This window comes from Rhizobium sp. T1470 (assembly GCF_042140505.1).
GTDB classification, from domain to species: Bacteria; Pseudomonadota; Alphaproteobacteria; order Rhizobiales; family Rhizobiaceae; genus Rhizobium; species Rhizobium favelukesii.
In genome coordinates this window covers 125,555-141,449 of record NZ_CP148093.1, presented here as the reverse complement: position 1 = coordinate 141,449, position 15,895 = coordinate 125,555, and the positions used below count along the sequence as shown (strand labels likewise).

Sequence of the window (15,895 nt, the reverse complement as noted above, 5' to 3'; positions counted from 1 at the left end):
TGAGCGGACGGCTTGCCGAGCCAGGAGGCACTCGCCCGTTTCGATTGCTAATCGGCAAAACTTCCGAAGTTGTCCTGCAGCTTTTGCATCCGTTCGCTGCGTTTCTTGACCGAAGGGCCAAGACGGCGGATCACCTCATCCACAAGAAGACCGAGGAAGGTTGTCACTGGCGCGTTACTTTCCCAGAACATATCGACGTCGGTGACAACTCGGAACAAATTGTCGGTGAGTTCCTGCGCCCAGTAGCACACCGAGTCCGTGATTATGACGAGGTTGACGTTCGCCTGCGAGGTCTGTCGCGCAAGCAGCATTGCCTGCTTTGCGTACCGCCGGACGTCTACAACAATGAGGAGCGGCTTTCCGGTTTCGTCCGCGAACAACTCGCTGTAGGTGCCGCTGGCGCCGTCCATGAAACTGACATTCGGGCGAGCGTATTCGAGGCGCAGGGCAAAGTCCATGGCCAGGCCGCGCACGGTCTGAAAGCCAGCCACATAGACCCGATCGGCCTTGGCGACCATCTCCGCCACTTCGCCGAAACGTTCTGTGCCGGCCTGCTCATAGGCGCTGATGACAGCTTTCAATTCCAAATCGAGACTTGCGGCACGATCCTGCGCGGCACTGTCCGCCTTTTTCCTAGACCGGTCAGCGGACGTCATGCGCTCATATCGTTCTCCGACAAGCCAGGCAATCTGATGGATGGTGCTGCCCAATTCCGCCTTAAGAGCAGCGAGGTTCTCATAGCCAAGTGAACGCAGGAAGCGCCCGACGGTCATTGGGCTGAGTTTGAGCTTGCTCGATATCGAAGCCGCGGTCTCGAAAGGAATGTCGCGGATATTCGTAACGAGATAGGCAGCGATGGCGCTTTCCGCCTTCGAGAATGTGGCCTGCCGTTCCTTGATCTTCTCGACGAAGGGAAAGGAGGCAGGGGCCGGCTGGGGCGCTTGCGTGCGACTCATACGTTCAATCGTCCATAGTTGCGCATAACCTCCTTTACCGCATCGTGCTCTATCGCGGCAACAAGCCTGTCCTCGCGCCCCACCATCGGTTCGGCCGCCACCATGGCATTGATGATCGCTTCCTCCACTGCCTGCGCCGTCGCCTCGAACAGGGGGTCGAGCCTGTTGTTCGGTAAGAAAGCGAGATCGCCGACAGCGGGTGCTGTGGCGGACTCACTGGTGGTCAGGTTTGCTGTAGAGAAGGTAAGGCAAAGGTCGCCGGATCCGTCTCCTGCCGGCGTGCCCGTGCGCCCGATGCCGAGGCCCGCCCGTCGTGCGACCCGTTCCAGCTGGGTCGGCATGAGAGGTGCGTCGGTCGCCACCACGGCGATGATCGAGCCCTGCTCACCGGCAAAGAGCCGATTCGATGTGAGGTGTTCGCCGACAGGAACGCCGAGAATTTTGAGGAGCGGTCGAATTCCAAAGTTCGCCTGCACGAGGCAGCCGACGGTGTAGCGCGAACCGAGCAGGTCGACGACCCGGGACGAGGTTCCCGTACCCCCTTTGAACTCGAAGCAGATCATTCCCGTCCCGCCGCCGACATTGCCCTCGGCCAGCGGTCCGCTGGAAGCGCCATCCAGAGCCTCCTTCACATGCGCGGCGGTAACGTGAAAGGCGTCCATGTCGTTAAGATAGGCATCGGACGTCTCGCCGACCACGGGCAGCATGAATTTGTAGGGTCCGACGCTGGTGTCGGGCTTGTCGATCATCCATTCCAGGATCGACTGATGAACGGTTCCAAGGCTGTGGGTATTGGTGATGGCGATCGGTCCCGTGAAATATCCTGCCTCCTTGATCCAGTGCGTCCCGGTCATTTCGCCATTGCCGTTAAGGGAGTGGAATCCCGCCCACACAGGCGCCCGAAGAGGACCGCTGCGGCCTCGCGGAAGGATGGCAGTGATACCGGTGCGCGCTGGTCCTCTGCCCGACGCCGGCGCGTCGCTGATCACGGTCGAATAGCCTACCTCTATGCCGGCAACATCGGTTATGGCGTTATAGGAACCGGTCTTTCCGGAAAACGGTAGCCCCAGGTCGCGAGCCCGCTGCTTCGTCGAAGCGTCGAGTGCCAAGCGCTGAGTGATCTTCATTGGTGTCCTCTTCTGTTGAATTTTCCAGTCTCTCGTACTTTAGCGAGCATTCGCCCCAGATGATAGGCAAATAATATTCTTTATAAAGAGATATTTTTATACCACAACAACTCGGGACACACATGTTTTCAAGATTTCTGGGGACGGTATCTCGACTAGCCGTTCCCTGTAGAAGGAAACATCAGGACGAGCGGAACCATACCTTCAGATGCACTCAGCCGTCCCCAGGGTCGCAGCCCTTGGCTGTGGCTAAATGACGGGGCGCAGGCTTATCCCAAGGATGTTCCGGAGGTGACCCTGCAAGTTGCCGAGGCTCGGGACCGGCTGCGCCGATCTGAAAGGTTGATCCTTACGCTCTTCAGGCACTCCGGAACCGGAAAGCCACCATCTACTCGCCCCTACTTCCGATCATTGGGATTGAACCCGCCCCGATAGGACCGTGGCTCGTCAAGGCGGATCACGTTTTGCCGATTGCCGGCTCGATAAAGGCGCGTGGTGGCTTCCACGAGGTAATCGCGCACGCCGAACGACTGGCAATTCAAAACGATTTGATTGAGCCGGTTAAGGATCTCCTGCCGCTGGCGTCCTCCGAAACGCGCAATTAATTTGCGCAGCACTCCGTCGTCGTCGGAAGCACTGGCAATCTTGGGCTTAGCATCGGTCTATGTGGCGCAGCTCTGGGTTTTCAGGCCGTCGTGCACATGTCCACCGATGCCAAGGCATGGAAAAAGCAGCGGCTGCGAGACGATGGCGCAACCGTTGTGGAACACGCAGGTGACTACGGCCAAGCAGTCGCGCGCGGGCGGGAGACAGCCCTACGCGATCCAAGCGCATATTTTGTCGACGACGAGAAATCTGTCGATTTGTTCAGTGGCTTGCCTGTGCAGCATTTGAATTGGCAGATCAACTTGCTGCCGCGGGTGTGCTTGTGGATTCTGAGCATCCGCTCTTCGTGTATCTGCCGTGCGGGGTTGGTGGCGCACCCGGCGGCATCAGCTATGGGCTAAAGCTGATATTCGGTCCGCACGTATATTGCTTCTTCGCTGAACCGACTGACTCTCCGTGCATGCTGGTGCGGATGCTGAGCGGGCCTGGCAAGGCGGTCTCCGTCTATGACATCGCACTGACCAACCGCACGGAACTCGATGGCCTCGCTGTGGGAGCGGCTTCGATGTTTGTCGCGCCTCTGCTCTCAGACCGTTTGGCCGGCACATACACCATCGGCGATGCGGAAGCCTTTGACTGGCTTCGTCGGCTGCACTCAACCTGTGGTATTGACGTCGAGCCCTCCGCTGCAACGGCACTGGCCGGACCATCTCGCCTTGATCACCGGATCGGGCGAAACCTCGGCATCCGAAAGACGGGTAACCTGGTCGGCCCACTCGTCGATTGGAAGCCGCTCGGCTCGATCCCGTGTTGTGCGGCCAGCATCGTAAATCCGGCGCTCGACCGGTCGTGCCTCGGTCATTGCTCCTTCTCCGGTGCCGGCACGGTGACGGTGCATTTCTGATCTTTCCCGATCTGCCTGGCTTTCTCCAGGCGCGCGGAAATCTCCCCGCCGCCGGCATCGTAGAACTGGCCGCCCCATTTCATCTTCTTGACCGTAAAAGGATCGACCGCCTCGACCATGGCATAGCCGGCGTCGATGCGATTGCGGCCCATGACGAGACTGGCGACGTGGCTGTCGGCGGAAAACGGCAGGAAGCGTGCAAGATGAGAAGCAGGGAGATACCGGCGATGATGCCGAAGCCGCCGGCCGTCCACATGCGCCAGGTCCTGATCCTCCGGAGAAAGGCGCTCTTGTCATGGGAGGCAAGAACACCGCTAATGCGCTCGAGGTCGGATGCCTGCCACTCGACCTGCTGAACGGCGGTGCGGACCAGGCCCTCGCCGCTGCGCTCGAGGGCGCGGGCGTAGTGCTCCGCACCCTGCTGGAGAATGGGCTTTGCTCGATAGCCTGCAGGCGTTCGCCCACCGCGGCGAGACCCTGGACGATGCGGCCGAGATCGGCGCTGTAATCGACCGGCGCTCCCTGCCGCTCGAACTAGTCGAAGGCGGTTTCGACGCCCTTGCGGATCGTCGTCATTTCTCGGCCGAGGTCGGCGGCAAGCTCTCCCACTGTCACCCGCAGGTCTCGAAGGCGGCGGCAGGATCGCCGGCGTCACCCCTCGGTGAATGCTTCCGGCTCCAGGCCTTCCCGATCCTGCTCGTGCCGGGCCGCGGCGCGATAGTCTTCCGTCATCTTTCATCTGCCCGTGCTTCGACATGCCAGCCGCTCGTCAACGTCCGGCGCTCGGCTTCCAATTTCTGCCAGCGCTGAATGAAGCGATCGGCCCTGACGTTCGGGTCGGAAAGCGCCGCCCGTTCCCGGTCCATGCCGGCGACGCGATCCCGGCCGCGCCTGATCGAGACGTTCGGATGCTACACGCAGTTCCTGCTTCTGCGTTTCAAGAACGGGCAGATGTCGAAGCTGCTTGTCGGCGGCGCTGAGCGCCCGCGCATAATGATCGACGGCCTGTTCGAAGCCCGAAAGCGGCCGCACCCGCTCCGCGAGCCGGTCCTGCGCGGGAGCTGGCGGCAAACTCTCTTCCCCGCCCGGCCGCCCGCCTGCGTGGCCGCCCGCTTTCCTGTGCGGCTCCGGGCGCCGCATTGAGCGTGAGGCCTGCGAAACATGCTGCGCTTTTGCGTCTCGGCTCTCTGCGGCCGTTTCTCGGCCTGCTTATGGCCGCGTGACGCAATTGTGTGCTCAGGCTCGGCTGCAACTGATCCAACAGCAAACTCGCGATCGCCCCCCGGCCATAGCTTTCCTGCCGTCGGGGATCCTCGCGCCCGCGAACAGATCGTCGGCGCGTTCCTCGTAAACATGCCGACGTTCAGATGGCCGGTCCTGCTGCTCCTGTCCTGGATGGGCCAGAGGTGACGTCGTGCAACAGCTCCTGGGCGGAAGCAAGGTCGATCTCGCTGCAGAGACCCAATTGCTCCGCGATCCCGCGTCGCTCGTTAAAGTCGCGGGAATAGTCGAGCGTCGTTTCCTTCACCCCGACCGCGACAGCCGCTGCTCAAGCTGGCTATAGGCCAGCTCGCCGGCTTCCTGCACCTTCCACGAATGGCGCTCGGTCGTGGTGCCGTCCGGAAGCCGAACCGGCTCCGCACCCATATGCTGAAGTCCGATCTTGTCGCCGATCGCCGGCCTAGCCTCGGCGATCACCCGCTCAAGATTGACACCCCAAGTCGCATGAGGCTCGTCCTTCGCATTCTCCAGCGTCACGAAATAGCTCCGGCTTTTTCCGGCCTTGTGCTCGTGAGGCGCGGCCCCATGCTCGACCAAGACGCCGACGTGACGGTCGGTAAATTCATCTTGCGCCGCATAAAGCTGCGCCCCGTCCCTGTGCCGGGTCATGGCGACATAGGCGACATAGGCGAGATGGCGGTCAATCGCGCCCGACGCCAGCACATAGGCGCGGTCGACCGGCGCGCCCTGGTTTCTGTGGAGCGTCGTCGCAAAGCCATGATCAATGGCTTGGTAATCATTCATCGGTACACCGACGACGCGCGGACCATCCGTTCCCCGCATGTCCGTCGAGCTGAACTGCGTGCGGCTAGACGGTCTGCACGGTGCTAAGCATCCCTTTTTTCACGCCAAGGTCGCGATTGTTCTCAAGGAATACGATGCGGTCGCCCGGCGCGAACTCCCGTTCATTTTCGTCAGCTCATGCGGCAATCTCGAATTCGCGGGCGACACGGGCGTCCTTGCGCTTCTCGGCAAACTCCGCCACATTCCACAAAGACGAACGGTCTTGCGCCCAATCGGCCTTGACGCCCTCCGGCAGGACGATTTCCGAATGCAACACCCCTTCCTTGCGGGTGTAGTCATGCGTGATGCCGTCATGTTCGTTTGTCAGGCGAACGGCGCAACGGTAGGCGGCAGATGCGACAGCCCTGTGGCCCTTTGATCGGGAGACGATTTTTGCGTTCAAATGGTAGATCGCCAACGCCGTTGCCCCGATCTCGTTTCGCCAATTGCCACCGGCCTCCTGGCCGGCGCGCTGAGTTGCGCAGCAACTCGTAAGTGCGCCCTCGTAACCTCAATCGCTTTGGCAGCTTTGATGATACCGTTCTCATAGGAGCAGACCGCATCGAGATCGCCCAAAAAGACGAACCTCTCGAATGGGCTATCGAGAACTGCCCTTAGTTCGGCCTTTGTGGTGATCGTGACCTTGCGGGTCTAGGAAGTTCGACACGGACAAACTCCTCTTGAAGCCCATTTTGATCTTCAAACGTCCCTTTGTTGAACTTTCTACCACTCCTACGCATCTGTGCAGAGCTCACGCACTGCTACACAATGGTGACATGTTTTCGAGAGTATGGCCACAAAACTCAAACGTACATCCTTGAGAAGAACCGAATGGGGTAAACGGTACCGCTCACAAGGCTGGGCGCCGCCCCCACACTTGGGTTAGCAGGACACCTTTACAGAAAAAGGGGGGGTGCGACTGCTGGAGCGCAAGATCCAGAGCTGGCGTTGCGAATGGGACGTGGATGCCCGACGGTCGGGGTAGAAGGAAAAGCTGCGGTATCAGCTTTCTGGCATCCTGGCTCTCAGGCGAACTTCGCTAGTGCCGCGCCACAGAGATTATGACTCTTTGACGGGGTAAGCTTTGCGGAGCTTTTGGCGGGCTTTTTCGGTTGTGAACATCCATTGGATCTTTGCGCCATTAGCGTTGCGTTGCTGCTCCCAGGCTGCGACTTCGGCGATTATGGTGTCTTTATTGTCGATACGACGGTCGAGGCATTGGCTGCGCAGGACACCGATCTCGATCTCGACCATGTTGAGCCAACTGGCGTGCTTGGGCGTGTGGTGGAACTCCAGTCGCTTCAGCACCCTTCGAGCCTCCGGGGCTGGAAATGCGTCGTAAAGCGCCCCGGCGGAATGGGTGGAGAGGTTGTCCATCACCACGCGGATGATCGGGGCGTCGGGATAATCGACGTCGACCAGTTCGCGCATGCACTGGGCGAAGTCTTGGTTGGTTCGCCGATCGGTGACCTTCACCCTGCGCCAGGGCTGGTGGGCGTCCATGAAGACAAACAGATTGACCGTGCCGTTTCGGCGATACTCGCAGTCGTAGCGTTCAAGCTGGCCAGGCTTGGCCGCAATGGGCTCGCGCACTTCGCCGATGAGTTGGGTCGGGCTCTCGTCGAAGCAGACCACGGGCCTTTGTGGATCAGGCGTCTCTGCGTAGAGGTCGAGAACATCCTCCATGCGCGCGACGTATTCCCCATCGAGCTTTGGGATGCACCACATGTCTTTGCGCCAAGGTTTGAGATGATTCTCAGCCAGCCGGCGACGTACGGTCTCCGAGGACAACTCGTCATGATCGGTGAGTCGGACCATCTCATCGGCCAGAAGCTCCAGGGTCCAGCGGGCTCGCCCGGGCGGCGGCTTTGAGCAGGCGGTCGCCACCAACAGCGCCTCCTCCTTGCTCGATAGCTTGCGCTCAACACCCGGGCGCGGTTCTTCACTGAGCGCGCCTTCCAGATTGGCTTCCACAAACCGGCGCTTGGTCCGGTAAATCGTCGATCCGCTGACGTTCAAGGTTGCCGCGATCACCTCGTCGCTGAAGCCTTCGTCCGCCGCCACCAGGATCTGGGCGCGCTTGATCTTGCGCGACGCATGGCGTCCCCCGCTCAACAAAACGGCCAGTTGATCACGTTCCGATTGGCTAAGCTCTACGTGAAACTTTATATTCATCGACACCTCCTTCAGCGCGGAGACGCAGATGAATCCGAAAATGAGTCCCTCACTTGACCCGCAAGCCGCAACGGCAAGACATGGCCTTACGCAAGTCCAAGGCCAGTACCTGGCCTTCATCTACGCCTACAGCCGCATCTTCAAACAGCCTCCGGCCGAAGCCGACATGCGTCGCCACTTCGCCGTTACGGCTCCGTCTGTTCACCAGATGGTGCTGACCCTCGAGAAGGCAGGATTTATATCCCGCGTGCCAGGCGCAGCACGCAGCATCCAACTTCTCATCCCACCAGAAGACTTGCCCATTCTACGATAACCCAACCCGTCATAATCTCTGTGGCGCGGTACTAGTTGTTAGCAGCGCGCCCAGGTCTTCAGCCGATCGCGCAACGACCGCGGCGCCGGCCGAAAGCAGTCGTTGACCGTGGTCCTCAAGGCAATGACCGCCTGCCGTGAAACCGATCACCGTCATCCCAGCCGCTACACTTGCTCGAACCCCAGCAATGCTATCTTCCACGACGACGCAGCGAGCAGGCTCAACGCCCATCTTGGCTGCAGCGAATAGGAAGAGGTCCGGCGCCGGCTTGCCGACCTTCACCATGACGGAACTGAACACGTGTGGTTCGAAGTGCGGCAACAGCCCCGTTAGTTCAAGACCGAGCCTCAGCTTTTCAGGGGCGCTGCTCGACGCGACGCAGCGCGGTGACGGCAATTGATGCAGGAGGTTATCAATTCCGGCGATCGCTTGCAGTTCCGTCCGATAGCTCTCCTTGATGCGAGCCTGCACCATTGCGTCAAAGTCGTCCGGCAGCGCACGGCCCCAGTCTTCTTCGACCATCTTCCGCATGGTCGCCGACGACAGACCGGTAAAGCGCAGCACCACGTCAGAGTAAGAAGTGGGGTAGCCGAGGCGTGTAAGTTCCTCGGCGTCGATGCGGCTTGCAAGTGTCTCACTGTCGATTAGGACGCCGTCGCAATCGAAGATGACCAACTCGAATGCCTGCTGTTCTTTTTTCATTTCTTGTCCTCGAAAAAATTAACCGGCCGCAGACACCGCGACGACGTTCTTGTCGCTGACCTCGAAGCGGTGCACGAGTACGCCGTCGCCGTCGATCAGCGCGACGTCAAAGGCCGGCGCATTCTCGACGAATTCCGCGTCCATTCGGGTGAAATGTGGGACGATCTGATGCGCCACTCCGCGGCTTGCGCTGAAGGGAATGCCGCTCCAGGTGCCGCCGACATCGACATGCACGTGACCGTGGAAGATGTGCCGCACGTTGCCTGCATCAACAATCGCCTCCATGATCGAACGCCAGTTCTCGGTGTTCCAAGGCTCGAAATGCGCCATGCCGATCGGCTGCAGCTGATGGTGGGCGAAGAGATAAACTGGTACATCCGATCTCTCGGCCAGGCGCGCCAGCAGCCATTCGAGCCGACCGTCGCCCAAGGATCCATGTCCGAACCCTTCAACGAGGGTGTCAAGGAAGATGAGGCGTCCCGCAGAATTTTCATGAACCGACTGCACGAAGCCGTTCCTATCGCGCGGCTCGTCAGGAAATGCCTTGAGAAAATTCGCGCGGTGATCGTGATTGCCAAGCAGAAGCCTCGTAGGCACGCGCAGTTCCTGAAGCACGTCGCGCAGCAGGTCGTAGGCGGCGGCATCTCCCTCGTCGGTGAGATCGCCGGTGACGACACAGAGTTCGGCATCGGCGTGATCGCGGTTGATGCGTGCGATGGTCTTGCTCAGTCGTTCGGCAGGATCAAAGCCGAAGAGCATGGCGCCTGGCGGCACAAGGTGCAAGTCGGTCAAGTGAATGAGTTTCATGGGGAAATCCGTTTGAAGCAAAGGGACACGGCACGGTTTGCGCCGCATCCCCCTGGAAGAACTAATTTATCTTGGGCAGAAGAGCGCGGACCTCGATCGCCATATCTGCAAGGGCCTCGTCCGGCTCCTTGGATCCCAGCGCGATGGCCGTCATCTCATCGCGAAGGACCTGCCCGATCTCAACGCCGTTATCACCCGGCCACGAGAACCACGGGCGTGCGCGCGGCGTCTGGAGCACGCTCGTATACCAGTTTGGGTGTTTTTCGTAGAAGGCGCCGAGATGATCCTCATCGAGCGCAAGGGTGTTGGTCGGCATATAACCGGTATTCGGCACGACCAGGGTCTGGCCCTCCGGGCCTGTCGCGAACTTGAGGTAGTCCCAGGCGGCGGTGCGTTTGGCTTTGTCGTCAGTCAGGATAACGGCCACCATGCCGCCTGTTGGCATTGTGGCGTTGTCGGCGCCGAGCGGCTGCTGGGCCGTCTTCAGCGCAAAGCGATCGCCGATTTCCTTTTCGAAGCCGCTGACGCTGCCGGCTGAGGCAAAGAAGAAGCCAAGCTTGCCGGAGGTGAACAGTTGGCGCGCGGCATTCGAGTCGATCGCCGGCTGGGCACCGTCGGTGTGGAATCGCTTGAAGAGCTTGACCGCAGCCTGCCCGGCGGGACCGTCAAAAGCGATATCGCTCTCCTTGTCGTCCATCATCTGGCCGCCGAAGTTGCGCACCAGGTTCTGCGTCGACCAGTCGTCAGAACCGAGCTGGTAGTACATGCCGGAAGTACTGTCGCCCAGCGCTCCGATCTTGGCGGCAAGCGCAATGAAGCCTTCCCAGTCCGTCGGGATCTTGGCTGGATCGCCGCCGGCCTTTTTAACAAGATCGGCGTTGAGGTAGACGACCGGCGTCGACATGGCGAATGGCAGACCATACACGTGTCCGTCGATCTTGGCGAGCGACAGGACTTGATCCGTATAGCCCTTGTTGGCCAGATGATCGGCGGAGACGAGATCGTCGATGGGTTTTACGAGCCCGCGCGTTACAAGCGGTCGCAGCACATTGAAGCCGACGTAGTGGACGTCCGGCAACTCGCCCGCCATGCTTTGGCGGATCAGCGACTGAACAGCTTCATCGTAGCTTGGCGCCGCGGCCCGGAAGCTGATCTTCACGTCCGGGTGGTCCGCCATGAAACGATCGGCGATCGGTTTATGGATCACTTCATGTTCGGGCCAGGCATAAAAGACGTCGAGTTTAGTCTCGGCTTGCGCCGGCATGGCTGCTAGCGCTGCTGTGATACTGGCGGCAAGGATCGTTGCAAGTGTTCTCACATTGCTCTCCTAAGGTTTGAGATTGGATTTGGAACGGAGCTAATGTCGGCCGAGCACCAGGCCCCGGATAAAATGCTTCTGCATGAGAAGAAAAAGAATGACCAAGGGCGCGGTTACGAGAACGCCCCCGGCCATCAGTGCCCCGACGTTACCGGCGCCCTCGCCCGCCTGCCGGAAATAGGCAATGCCAAGCGAAGGCGTCATCATGTCGGGATTTGTCGTCACCACCAGCGGCCAATAGAGATCGTTCCAATGCGCCACGATGGAGAAGATCGAAAAGGAGGCAACAGCCGGCCAGGCCGCAGGCAGCATGATCCGCCACGCGATGGACAGTTCGCTGAAGCCATCGAGACGCGCAGCGTCCAGTACCTCGTCCGGAAAGGTCACGAAGAACTGGCGGAACAGGAATATGGCAAAGGCCGAGATGATCCAGGGCAGAACTAAAGCGGGATAGCTGTCGAGCAACCCAGACTTTGCAAGCCCGATATAGATTGGAATAGTCGGGACTTGCACCGGCACGAGAAGTCCGAGAAGGACGGCCCCGAGGAGGATCGGGCGACCCGGGAAGGACAGCTTGGCAAGCGCATAACCACAGGGAATGGCAACCGCGATCTGCAGGACAAGAATTGAGATGCATACGACAATGCCGTTTTCCATGAAACGCAGAAGAGGGATGGCCGAAAGTACGGTGCTATAATTCTCGATTGCACCGCTAAAGGTCGGGATTGGTAAAATGCTGCCGCTGAATATTTGGCTCTGCGGCGTCAGCGAGGCCAGCAGCATCCAGAAGAACGGGAAGACCATCACGACGGCGCCGCTTGCGAGAAGGGCATGCGCTGCAAGGCGCGATGCAGGAGATTGCCTAACAATCATGACTGGCCTCCATGGGCGCTTGCGCGCGCACGGCGCTCGGAGATCCGCATCTGGACGAGCGACAACACGGTCACGAAGACAAAGAAGGATACCGCGATCGCCGATGCATATCCCACCCGGAAAAAACGGAAGCCTTCTTCGTAGAAACTGTAGAGGATGACCGAAGTGGACTTCATCGGTCCGCCCCGCGTGAGGACTGCAACCGTCTCGAAGACCGAAAATGCACGGATGATCGTCATCACAGTGACGAATAGTGTCACTGGCGCCAGCATCGGCCAGGTCACGAGCAGGAAGCGTTTCACTCCCCTATCCGCCCCATCGATTGCCGCGGCTTCATAAAGCTCGTTCGGAATGGTCGAAAGGCCGGCCAGGAACAGGATCATGTTGAATCCCACCATCTGCCAGACACCGATTGCCGCAAGCGCATAGATGGCCGTTGCCGGATCGGACAAAAACCTGACCGGAGAGGCGCCCAGAAGCTGCAGGAGAGAGTTTGCGAAACCGAGGCTCGGATGCAGGATTGCTTCCCATGCAGTGGCGAGCGCCACAAGGGTCGCCGCCACGGGAAGGAAATAGGCCATTCGATAAAGCGCAGCAAAAGGCGATCGGGCAATCAGGAGAGCCACCAAAAGCCCCCACCCGATCGATGTCGGCACGACGACAAGTACATAGAGTGCTGTGTTGCGAAGGCTGTGGGCAAAGCCCGGATCTGTCAGCATGAGAACATAGTTGCCGAGACCGACAAACCGAGCAGCGGCCAAACCGAGCGAAGCGTCCGTGAAGGACAGGATGAAGACAACTATGGCCGGGCCGATCAAGAGGGCGGCAATCAACACACTCGCCGGCAGGACCAGAATGAGGCCGGCTCGCGTCTGGGCGCGCGTGAAGTTGTGGTTGATCGAAACGCCAGCCAAGGCGCTGACCGGAACGTCGTTGACCACGGCCATATCAAGCTGCCCAGCTATGGTCGCGACGCTGGCGCGACCCGTTGGACGGGAAGAACCATGCCTTTTCAGAATCGATGTCCAGTCCGTGGGTCTCGCCGCCACGCAATGATTGCGCGCGTTCAGCCGTGGTCCGGATGACGAACTGCGCACCCACCTCACCATCGGCAAAGACGTAAGCGTCGGTCCCAGCGTGCTCGATGCGCGAGACCTGAACCTGCAGCGCACCCGGCCGGTCCGGGTCAATCAGCGACGCATGTTCCGGTCGGAAAGCCAGCGTGCCGGCATCTCTGGTTCCGAGCGCGTCGCGAATGATGATCCTGCTGTTGCCGATCGTTAGCCCGCCGCCGATCGGAGCGGTCACAGCCAGTTCGTTCAGGAACGGCTGGGCCAGGAACCGAGCAACGTCGAGATCGGCCGGATCGCGATAGAGATCGGCAGGCTTTGCAACCTGGCGGATCTCGCCGCCAAACATGATGGCGATACGGTCCGAAAGCGCTGCCGCCTCGGCCTGGTCATGAGTCACGAATAACGTCGTCGTTCCCATTTCCTTATGCAGCCGGGCGATCTCGCTCCGAGTGTGAATGCGCAGGGCGGCATCCAGGTTTGCCAGAGGTTCGTCCATCAGGAAGATCTTCGGCTTGCGGACCATAGCGCGTCCCAGAGCCACGCGCTGGCGCTGCCCCCCTGAGAGCGCTGCCGGCCGGCGGTCGAGCACCGCATCGAGTTTGAGCAGCGCCGAGGTCTGGCGGACGCGCTCGTCGATCGAGCGGTTACGTTGGACCGCCCCAGGCAGCAGAGCGCCGATGAGCGGAAGCCGTTCCAAGCTTGTCAATTCGCGCATTATCAATGGAGCGGCGATATTGTCGTAGACGCTCAAATGCGGATAAAGCGCGTAGCTCTGGAACACAAACGCGAGATCCCGATCTTTCGGTGCGACGGTATCCAACCGCCTCGCGCTTATCCCCACATGCCCCTGATCTGCGCGCTCCAGCCCCGCTACGATGCGCAGAAGCGTGGATTTTCCGCAGCCGGACGGCCCAAGCAACGTCACAAACTCCCCTTGGGCTACCCTTAGCGACACGTCGCGGAGCACATCCGTCGTATCATAGCGCTTGCTGATCGTATCTATGTGGAGGTCTAAAGCTGCCATTCCGAGATCCTTTCGGTTACTGGCAGCTGTAATGGCGTTTTATTTCATATTGATGACAAGCATGGAGTTTTGTTTCACTTCCGGGCCGACCGTTTCATCGCCTGCGCGAGCGCCAGCATGAGGCTCTCGATGACGAAGATCTTGCCGGCCATTGGGGTCAGCGTACCGCCGATCGGGCGGTCGTGAAGGCCCGAAGCCTGCAGCGTAAAATCCGCCGCCTCGCTGAGTGGGCTGCGCGCGGGGTTGGTAATGGCGACCGTTATTGCCCCCGCAGTGCGGGCGCCTTTCAGAAACTGCACCGTATCAACAGACAGACCGGAGATCGAAAGACCAATCGCCATGCATCCGGGGCCAAGCCCGTTGGCAACTTCGTGAGCCATGTTGGCATTTCTGAACGCCACGGCCGTCAGCCCGACACGCAACAGCCGGTAGGCAAGGAGTTCCGCCGTCAGACCCGACATGCCGGCTCCGTAGAGATCGATCCTTCTGCTTGCCGCAAGCGCCGCGGCGACCTTCTGAAGCGTCTCAGGATCGGCATTGGTGCGCGCAATCCCGAGATTTTGTGACATGGTGTCATGCAGCGATTGCAGGGCGGCGTCTCGATGTTCAGGACCAGCGGAAGGCAGGCCCGGGCGGCCGATCTCTGCCGCCAGTACCAGCTTGAAATCGCGAAAGCCGGAAAAACCGATCTGTCGACAAAGTCGCACGATGCTCGCTTCGCCGCTTCCTGCGAACTCGCCTAACTCCGCGACCGATTGGTGCAGCACCTTTTCAGGGTTTTCCAGGATGTACTTTGCTATGCGAGCAAGCGCATTCGGAAGAAGATCGATGTCCTCCTGCAAGCGAACCAGGATGCTCTCGTGCCGTGCCGCTGTTGACTTGGTGTTCATTGCCAAAGACAAGGTTCCTTTGATGCCGAAGAAGAAGCAACAGTCACTTTCATGCAACCGACTATGTCAGTACAGATATCATGGTCGCACCCAAAAAATAGGCCCTATACATACTGCCCCTGCCGGAAACCGGATCCTGCAGCAGGAAAATATCGAGGTGCGCGACAACACGTCCTGAATGAAATTCTGGCCGCCGAGAAGGGCATCATGAGGACCCGCGGGCCAATCACCTGCGCGATGCGCTCGCGGCGAGCTGTCTTACCGAATTGATGGGATCGGCGATGTGGGCTTCTTGCATCCGGCCGTTCACCTCAAGGGCGCCCCCGGATGGTCGACATTAGAGGAGAATGTCGCCCTCTCCAGTGATAAATGGCTGTTTCAAAGCCGTGTTTCGATCATGTGGATGAACGATCCGGGGCTGCAGTCGGAAACCACTTTAATGAATGAAACCGTTTGTTGGCGGCGGCCGCACTCATTGTTGGATTTCTGACAACGTCGGACACGAAAATAATCTTCTGAGAGATCCATCGTACTGTTTTTAAAAGACTTCGTCAGTCTGGCCCGCCCCTTGCTTGGCTAGTCACACCTCATCCGCCGACGGCTCGCTGAAAAGACAGTCCTCACCGCCGGATCTCGTCCACAATCCCATTTGCTCACCGCATCTGGGGCCTCAGAGGGTCGAAATTGGACGGTGACTGACGTCAAATACTCGAGTGTCCCGCCGCTTTGGAAGCAAGAGGCTGCGACAACGTTGTCAAACACATGTCAAACACGGGACATCGGCGTTTCAGGCTATTCTGTTGTCTTTAAACAATTTTCTCCATTGGCATGTTTCATGCGTGTTCATCGACAAACGCGCAGTGCCTGAGGAGAAATTTTCATGACCACGCCACTGATAACTCAGCCAAGGCCACGGTGGGAGCTGCAACAGTTTCGGATTCGATTAGCGTTCAGCGCGGTTACCCCGAGCAAATCCAAACCGGTGTGGCTGATTTGGGCCGCGACGTGGCGCGGCGGCTGGGGTGGGAACTGCCCTAGCTTGATGGGTGCACTGCTGGAGGGG

17 protein-coding genes and 1 pseudogene are annotated in these 15,895 nt (G+C 59.6%); 5 read left to right on the top strand and 13 right to left on the bottom strand.

Features of this window, described 5'->3' with window-relative positions; translation table 11 throughout:
- Window positions 1-47: 47 nt before the first annotated feature.
- Window positions 48-956 carry a MurR/RpiR family transcriptional regulator gene (locus WGT02_RS30380; protein WP_024318121.1) on the bottom strand — a complete coding sequence of 303 codons (909 nt, stop codon included), beginning with the start codon at window positions 954-956 and terminating at the stop codon, window positions 48-50.
- Entirely contained in the window at window positions 953-2,083 is a 1,131-nt protein-coding gene (locus tag WGT02_RS30375) for a P1 family peptidase (RefSeq protein WP_208245854.1), read from the bottom strand. The genes WGT02_RS30380 and WGT02_RS30375 overlap by 4 nt, the downstream gene beginning before the upstream one ends.
- 656 nt (window positions 2,084-2,739) lie before the next feature.
- On the opposite strand from WGT02_RS30375, the gene WGT02_RS30370 reads away from it, so the two are divergent.
- Both WGT02_RS30370 and WGT02_RS30365 read left to right on the top strand, forming a co-directional pair.
- On the top strand, window positions 2,740-3,090 hold the full coding sequence (locus tag WGT02_RS30370; RefSeq protein WP_269148187.1) for a pyridoxal-phosphate dependent enzyme: 351 nt from the start codon (window positions 2,740-2,742) through the stop codon (window positions 3,088-3,090).
- Window positions 2,979-3,593, top strand: coding sequence for a pyridoxal-phosphate dependent enzyme (locus WGT02_RS30365; protein ID WP_208245850.1), 615 nt, complete (start codon window positions 2,979-2,981; stop codon window positions 3,591-3,593). Before WGT02_RS30370 ends, WGT02_RS30365 begins: the two co-directional genes overlap by 112 nt.
- Here the strand turns inward: WGT02_RS30365 and WGT02_RS30360 are convergent.
- Window positions 3,548-4,023: pseudogene (locus WGT02_RS30360) on the bottom strand (DUF6118 family protein). The gene WGT02_RS30365 and the pseudogene WGT02_RS30360 sit on opposite strands and share 46 nt — an antisense overlap.
- Window positions 4,024-4,028: 5 nt before the next feature.
- On the opposite strand from WGT02_RS30360, the gene WGT02_RS30355 reads away from it, so the two are divergent.
- A complete protein-coding gene (locus tag WGT02_RS30355) occupies window positions 4,029-4,403 on the top strand; it encodes a hypothetical protein (protein WP_339151189.1) in 375 nt (124 codons plus the stop codon).
- Window positions 4,404-4,736: a hypothetical protein gene (locus WGT02_RS30350; RefSeq protein WP_208245848.1), complete on the top strand. Its 333-nt coding sequence runs from the start codon at window positions 4,404-4,406 to the stop codon at window positions 4,734-4,736. It abuts the gene before it with no gap.
- Between the two features lie 381 nt (window positions 4,737-5,117).
- On the opposite strand, the gene WGT02_RS30345 is transcribed toward WGT02_RS30350, so the two are convergent.
- From WGT02_RS30345 to WGT02_RS30335, 3 genes are all read right to left on the bottom strand, one after another.
- Entirely contained in the window at window positions 5,118-5,618 is a 501-nt protein-coding gene (locus WGT02_RS30345; protein ID WP_208245846.1) for a hypothetical protein, read from the bottom strand.
- A 175-nt stretch (window positions 5,619-5,793) separates the two neighbouring features.
- Window positions 5,794-6,060 carry a MobA/MobL family protein gene (locus tag WGT02_RS30340; protein ID WP_208245844.1) on the bottom strand — a complete coding sequence of 89 codons (267 nt, stop codon included), beginning with the start codon at window positions 6,058-6,060 and terminating at the stop codon, window positions 5,794-5,796.
- Between the two features lie 656 nt (window positions 6,061-6,716).
- A complete protein-coding gene (locus tag WGT02_RS30335) occupies window positions 6,717-7,832 on the bottom strand; it encodes an IS630 family transposase (RefSeq protein WP_208245192.1) in 1,116 nt (371 codons plus the stop codon).
- A 28-nt stretch (window positions 7,833-7,860) separates the two neighbouring features.
- On the opposite strand from WGT02_RS30335, the gene WGT02_RS30330 reads away from it, so the two are divergent.
- The gene (locus WGT02_RS30330) at window positions 7,861-8,145 is read left to right on the top strand and encodes a LexA family transcriptional regulator (protein WP_225039569.1); all 285 of its coding nucleotides are present in this window, start codon (window positions 7,861-7,863) and stop codon (window positions 8,143-8,145) included.
- A gap of 9 nt (window positions 8,146-8,154) precedes the next feature.
- Here WGT02_RS30330 and WGT02_RS30325 read toward each other — a convergent pair whose 3' ends face one another.
- The 7 genes from WGT02_RS30325 to WGT02_RS30295 form a co-directional block, all read right to left on the bottom strand.
- Window positions 8,155-8,820, bottom strand: coding sequence for an HAD family phosphatase (locus tag WGT02_RS30325; protein ID WP_263623143.1), 666 nt, complete (start codon window positions 8,818-8,820; stop codon window positions 8,155-8,157).
- Window positions 8,821-8,865: 45 nt separating this feature from the next.
- Window positions 8,866-9,654 carry a phosphodiesterase gene (locus WGT02_RS30320; protein WP_024318109.1) on the bottom strand — a complete coding sequence of 263 codons (789 nt, stop codon included), beginning with the start codon at window positions 9,652-9,654 and terminating at the stop codon, window positions 8,866-8,868.
- Between the two features lie 61 nt (window positions 9,655-9,715).
- Window positions 9,716-10,972 (bottom strand): ABC transporter substrate-binding protein, encoded by a 1,257-nt coding sequence (locus WGT02_RS30315; protein WP_208245840.1) that lies wholly within the window; start codon window positions 10,970-10,972, stop codon window positions 9,716-9,718.
- A gap of 39 nt (window positions 10,973-11,011) precedes the next feature.
- Window positions 11,012-11,845, bottom strand: a complete 834-nt coding sequence (locus tag WGT02_RS30310) for a carbohydrate ABC transporter permease (RefSeq protein WP_208245838.1) — start codon at window positions 11,843-11,845, stop codon at window positions 11,012-11,014.
- The gene (locus WGT02_RS30305; RefSeq protein WP_208245837.1) at window positions 11,842-12,792 is read right to left on the bottom strand and encodes a carbohydrate ABC transporter permease; all 951 of its coding nucleotides are present in this window, start codon (window positions 12,790-12,792) and stop codon (window positions 11,842-11,844) included. The genes WGT02_RS30310 and WGT02_RS30305 overlap by 4 nt, the downstream gene beginning before the upstream one ends.
- Window position 12,793: 1 nt before the next feature.
- On the bottom strand, window positions 12,794-13,942 hold the full coding sequence (locus WGT02_RS30300) for an ABC transporter ATP-binding protein (protein WP_208245835.1): 1,149 nt from the start codon (window positions 13,940-13,942) through the stop codon (window positions 12,794-12,796).
- A 74-nt stretch (window positions 13,943-14,016) separates the two neighbouring features.
- Window positions 14,017-14,832, bottom strand: a complete 816-nt coding sequence (locus tag WGT02_RS30295; RefSeq protein WP_208245833.1) for a MurR/RpiR family transcriptional regulator — start codon at window positions 14,830-14,832, stop codon at window positions 14,017-14,019.
- Window positions 14,833-15,895: the final 1,063 nt, after the last annotated feature.

What these genes read in the sequence shown, in the direction of transcription:
- WGT02_RS30380 (WP_024318121.1), bottom strand. Translation starts at nt 956, where the DNA reads ATGAGTCGCACGCAAGCGCCCCAGCCGGCCCCTGCCTCCTTTCCCTTC.
- WGT02_RS30330 (WP_225039569.1), top strand. Translation starts at nt 7,861, where the DNA reads ATGAATCCGAAAATGAGTCCCTCACTTGACCCGCAAGCCGCAACGGCA.
- WGT02_RS30310 (WP_208245838.1), bottom strand. Translation starts at nt 11,845, where the DNA reads ATGATTGTTAGGCAATCTCCTGCATCGCGCCTTGCAGCGCATGCCCTT.
- WGT02_RS30375 (WP_208245854.1), bottom strand. Translation starts at nt 2,083, where the DNA reads ATGAAGATCACTCAGCGCTTGGCACTCGACGCTTCGACGAAGCAGCGG.
- WGT02_RS30300 (WP_208245835.1), bottom strand. Translation starts at nt 13,942, where the DNA reads ATGGCAGCTTTAGACCTCCACATAGATACGATCAGCAAGCGCTATGAT.
- WGT02_RS30305 (WP_208245837.1), bottom strand. Translation starts at nt 12,792, where the DNA reads ATGGCCGTGGTCAACGACGTTCCGGTCAGCGCCTTGGCTGGCGTTTCG.
- WGT02_RS30345 (WP_208245846.1), bottom strand. Translation starts at nt 5,618, where the DNA reads ATGAATGATTACCAAGCCATTGATCATGGCTTTGCGACGACGCTCCAC.
- WGT02_RS30350 (WP_208245848.1), top strand. Translation starts at nt 4,404, where the DNA reads ATGAAGCGATCGGCCCTGACGTTCGGGTCGGAAAGCGCCGCCCGTTCC.
- WGT02_RS30335 (WP_208245192.1), bottom strand. Translation starts at nt 7,832, where the DNA reads ATGAATATAAAGTTTCACGTAGAGCTTAGCCAATCGGAACGTGATCAA.
- WGT02_RS30295 (WP_208245833.1), bottom strand. Translation starts at nt 14,832, where the DNA reads ATGAACACCAAGTCAACAGCGGCACGGCACGAGAGCATCCTGGTTCGC.
- WGT02_RS30320 (WP_024318109.1), bottom strand. Translation starts at nt 9,654, where the DNA reads ATGAAACTCATTCACTTGACCGACTTGCACCTTGTGCCGCCAGGCGCC.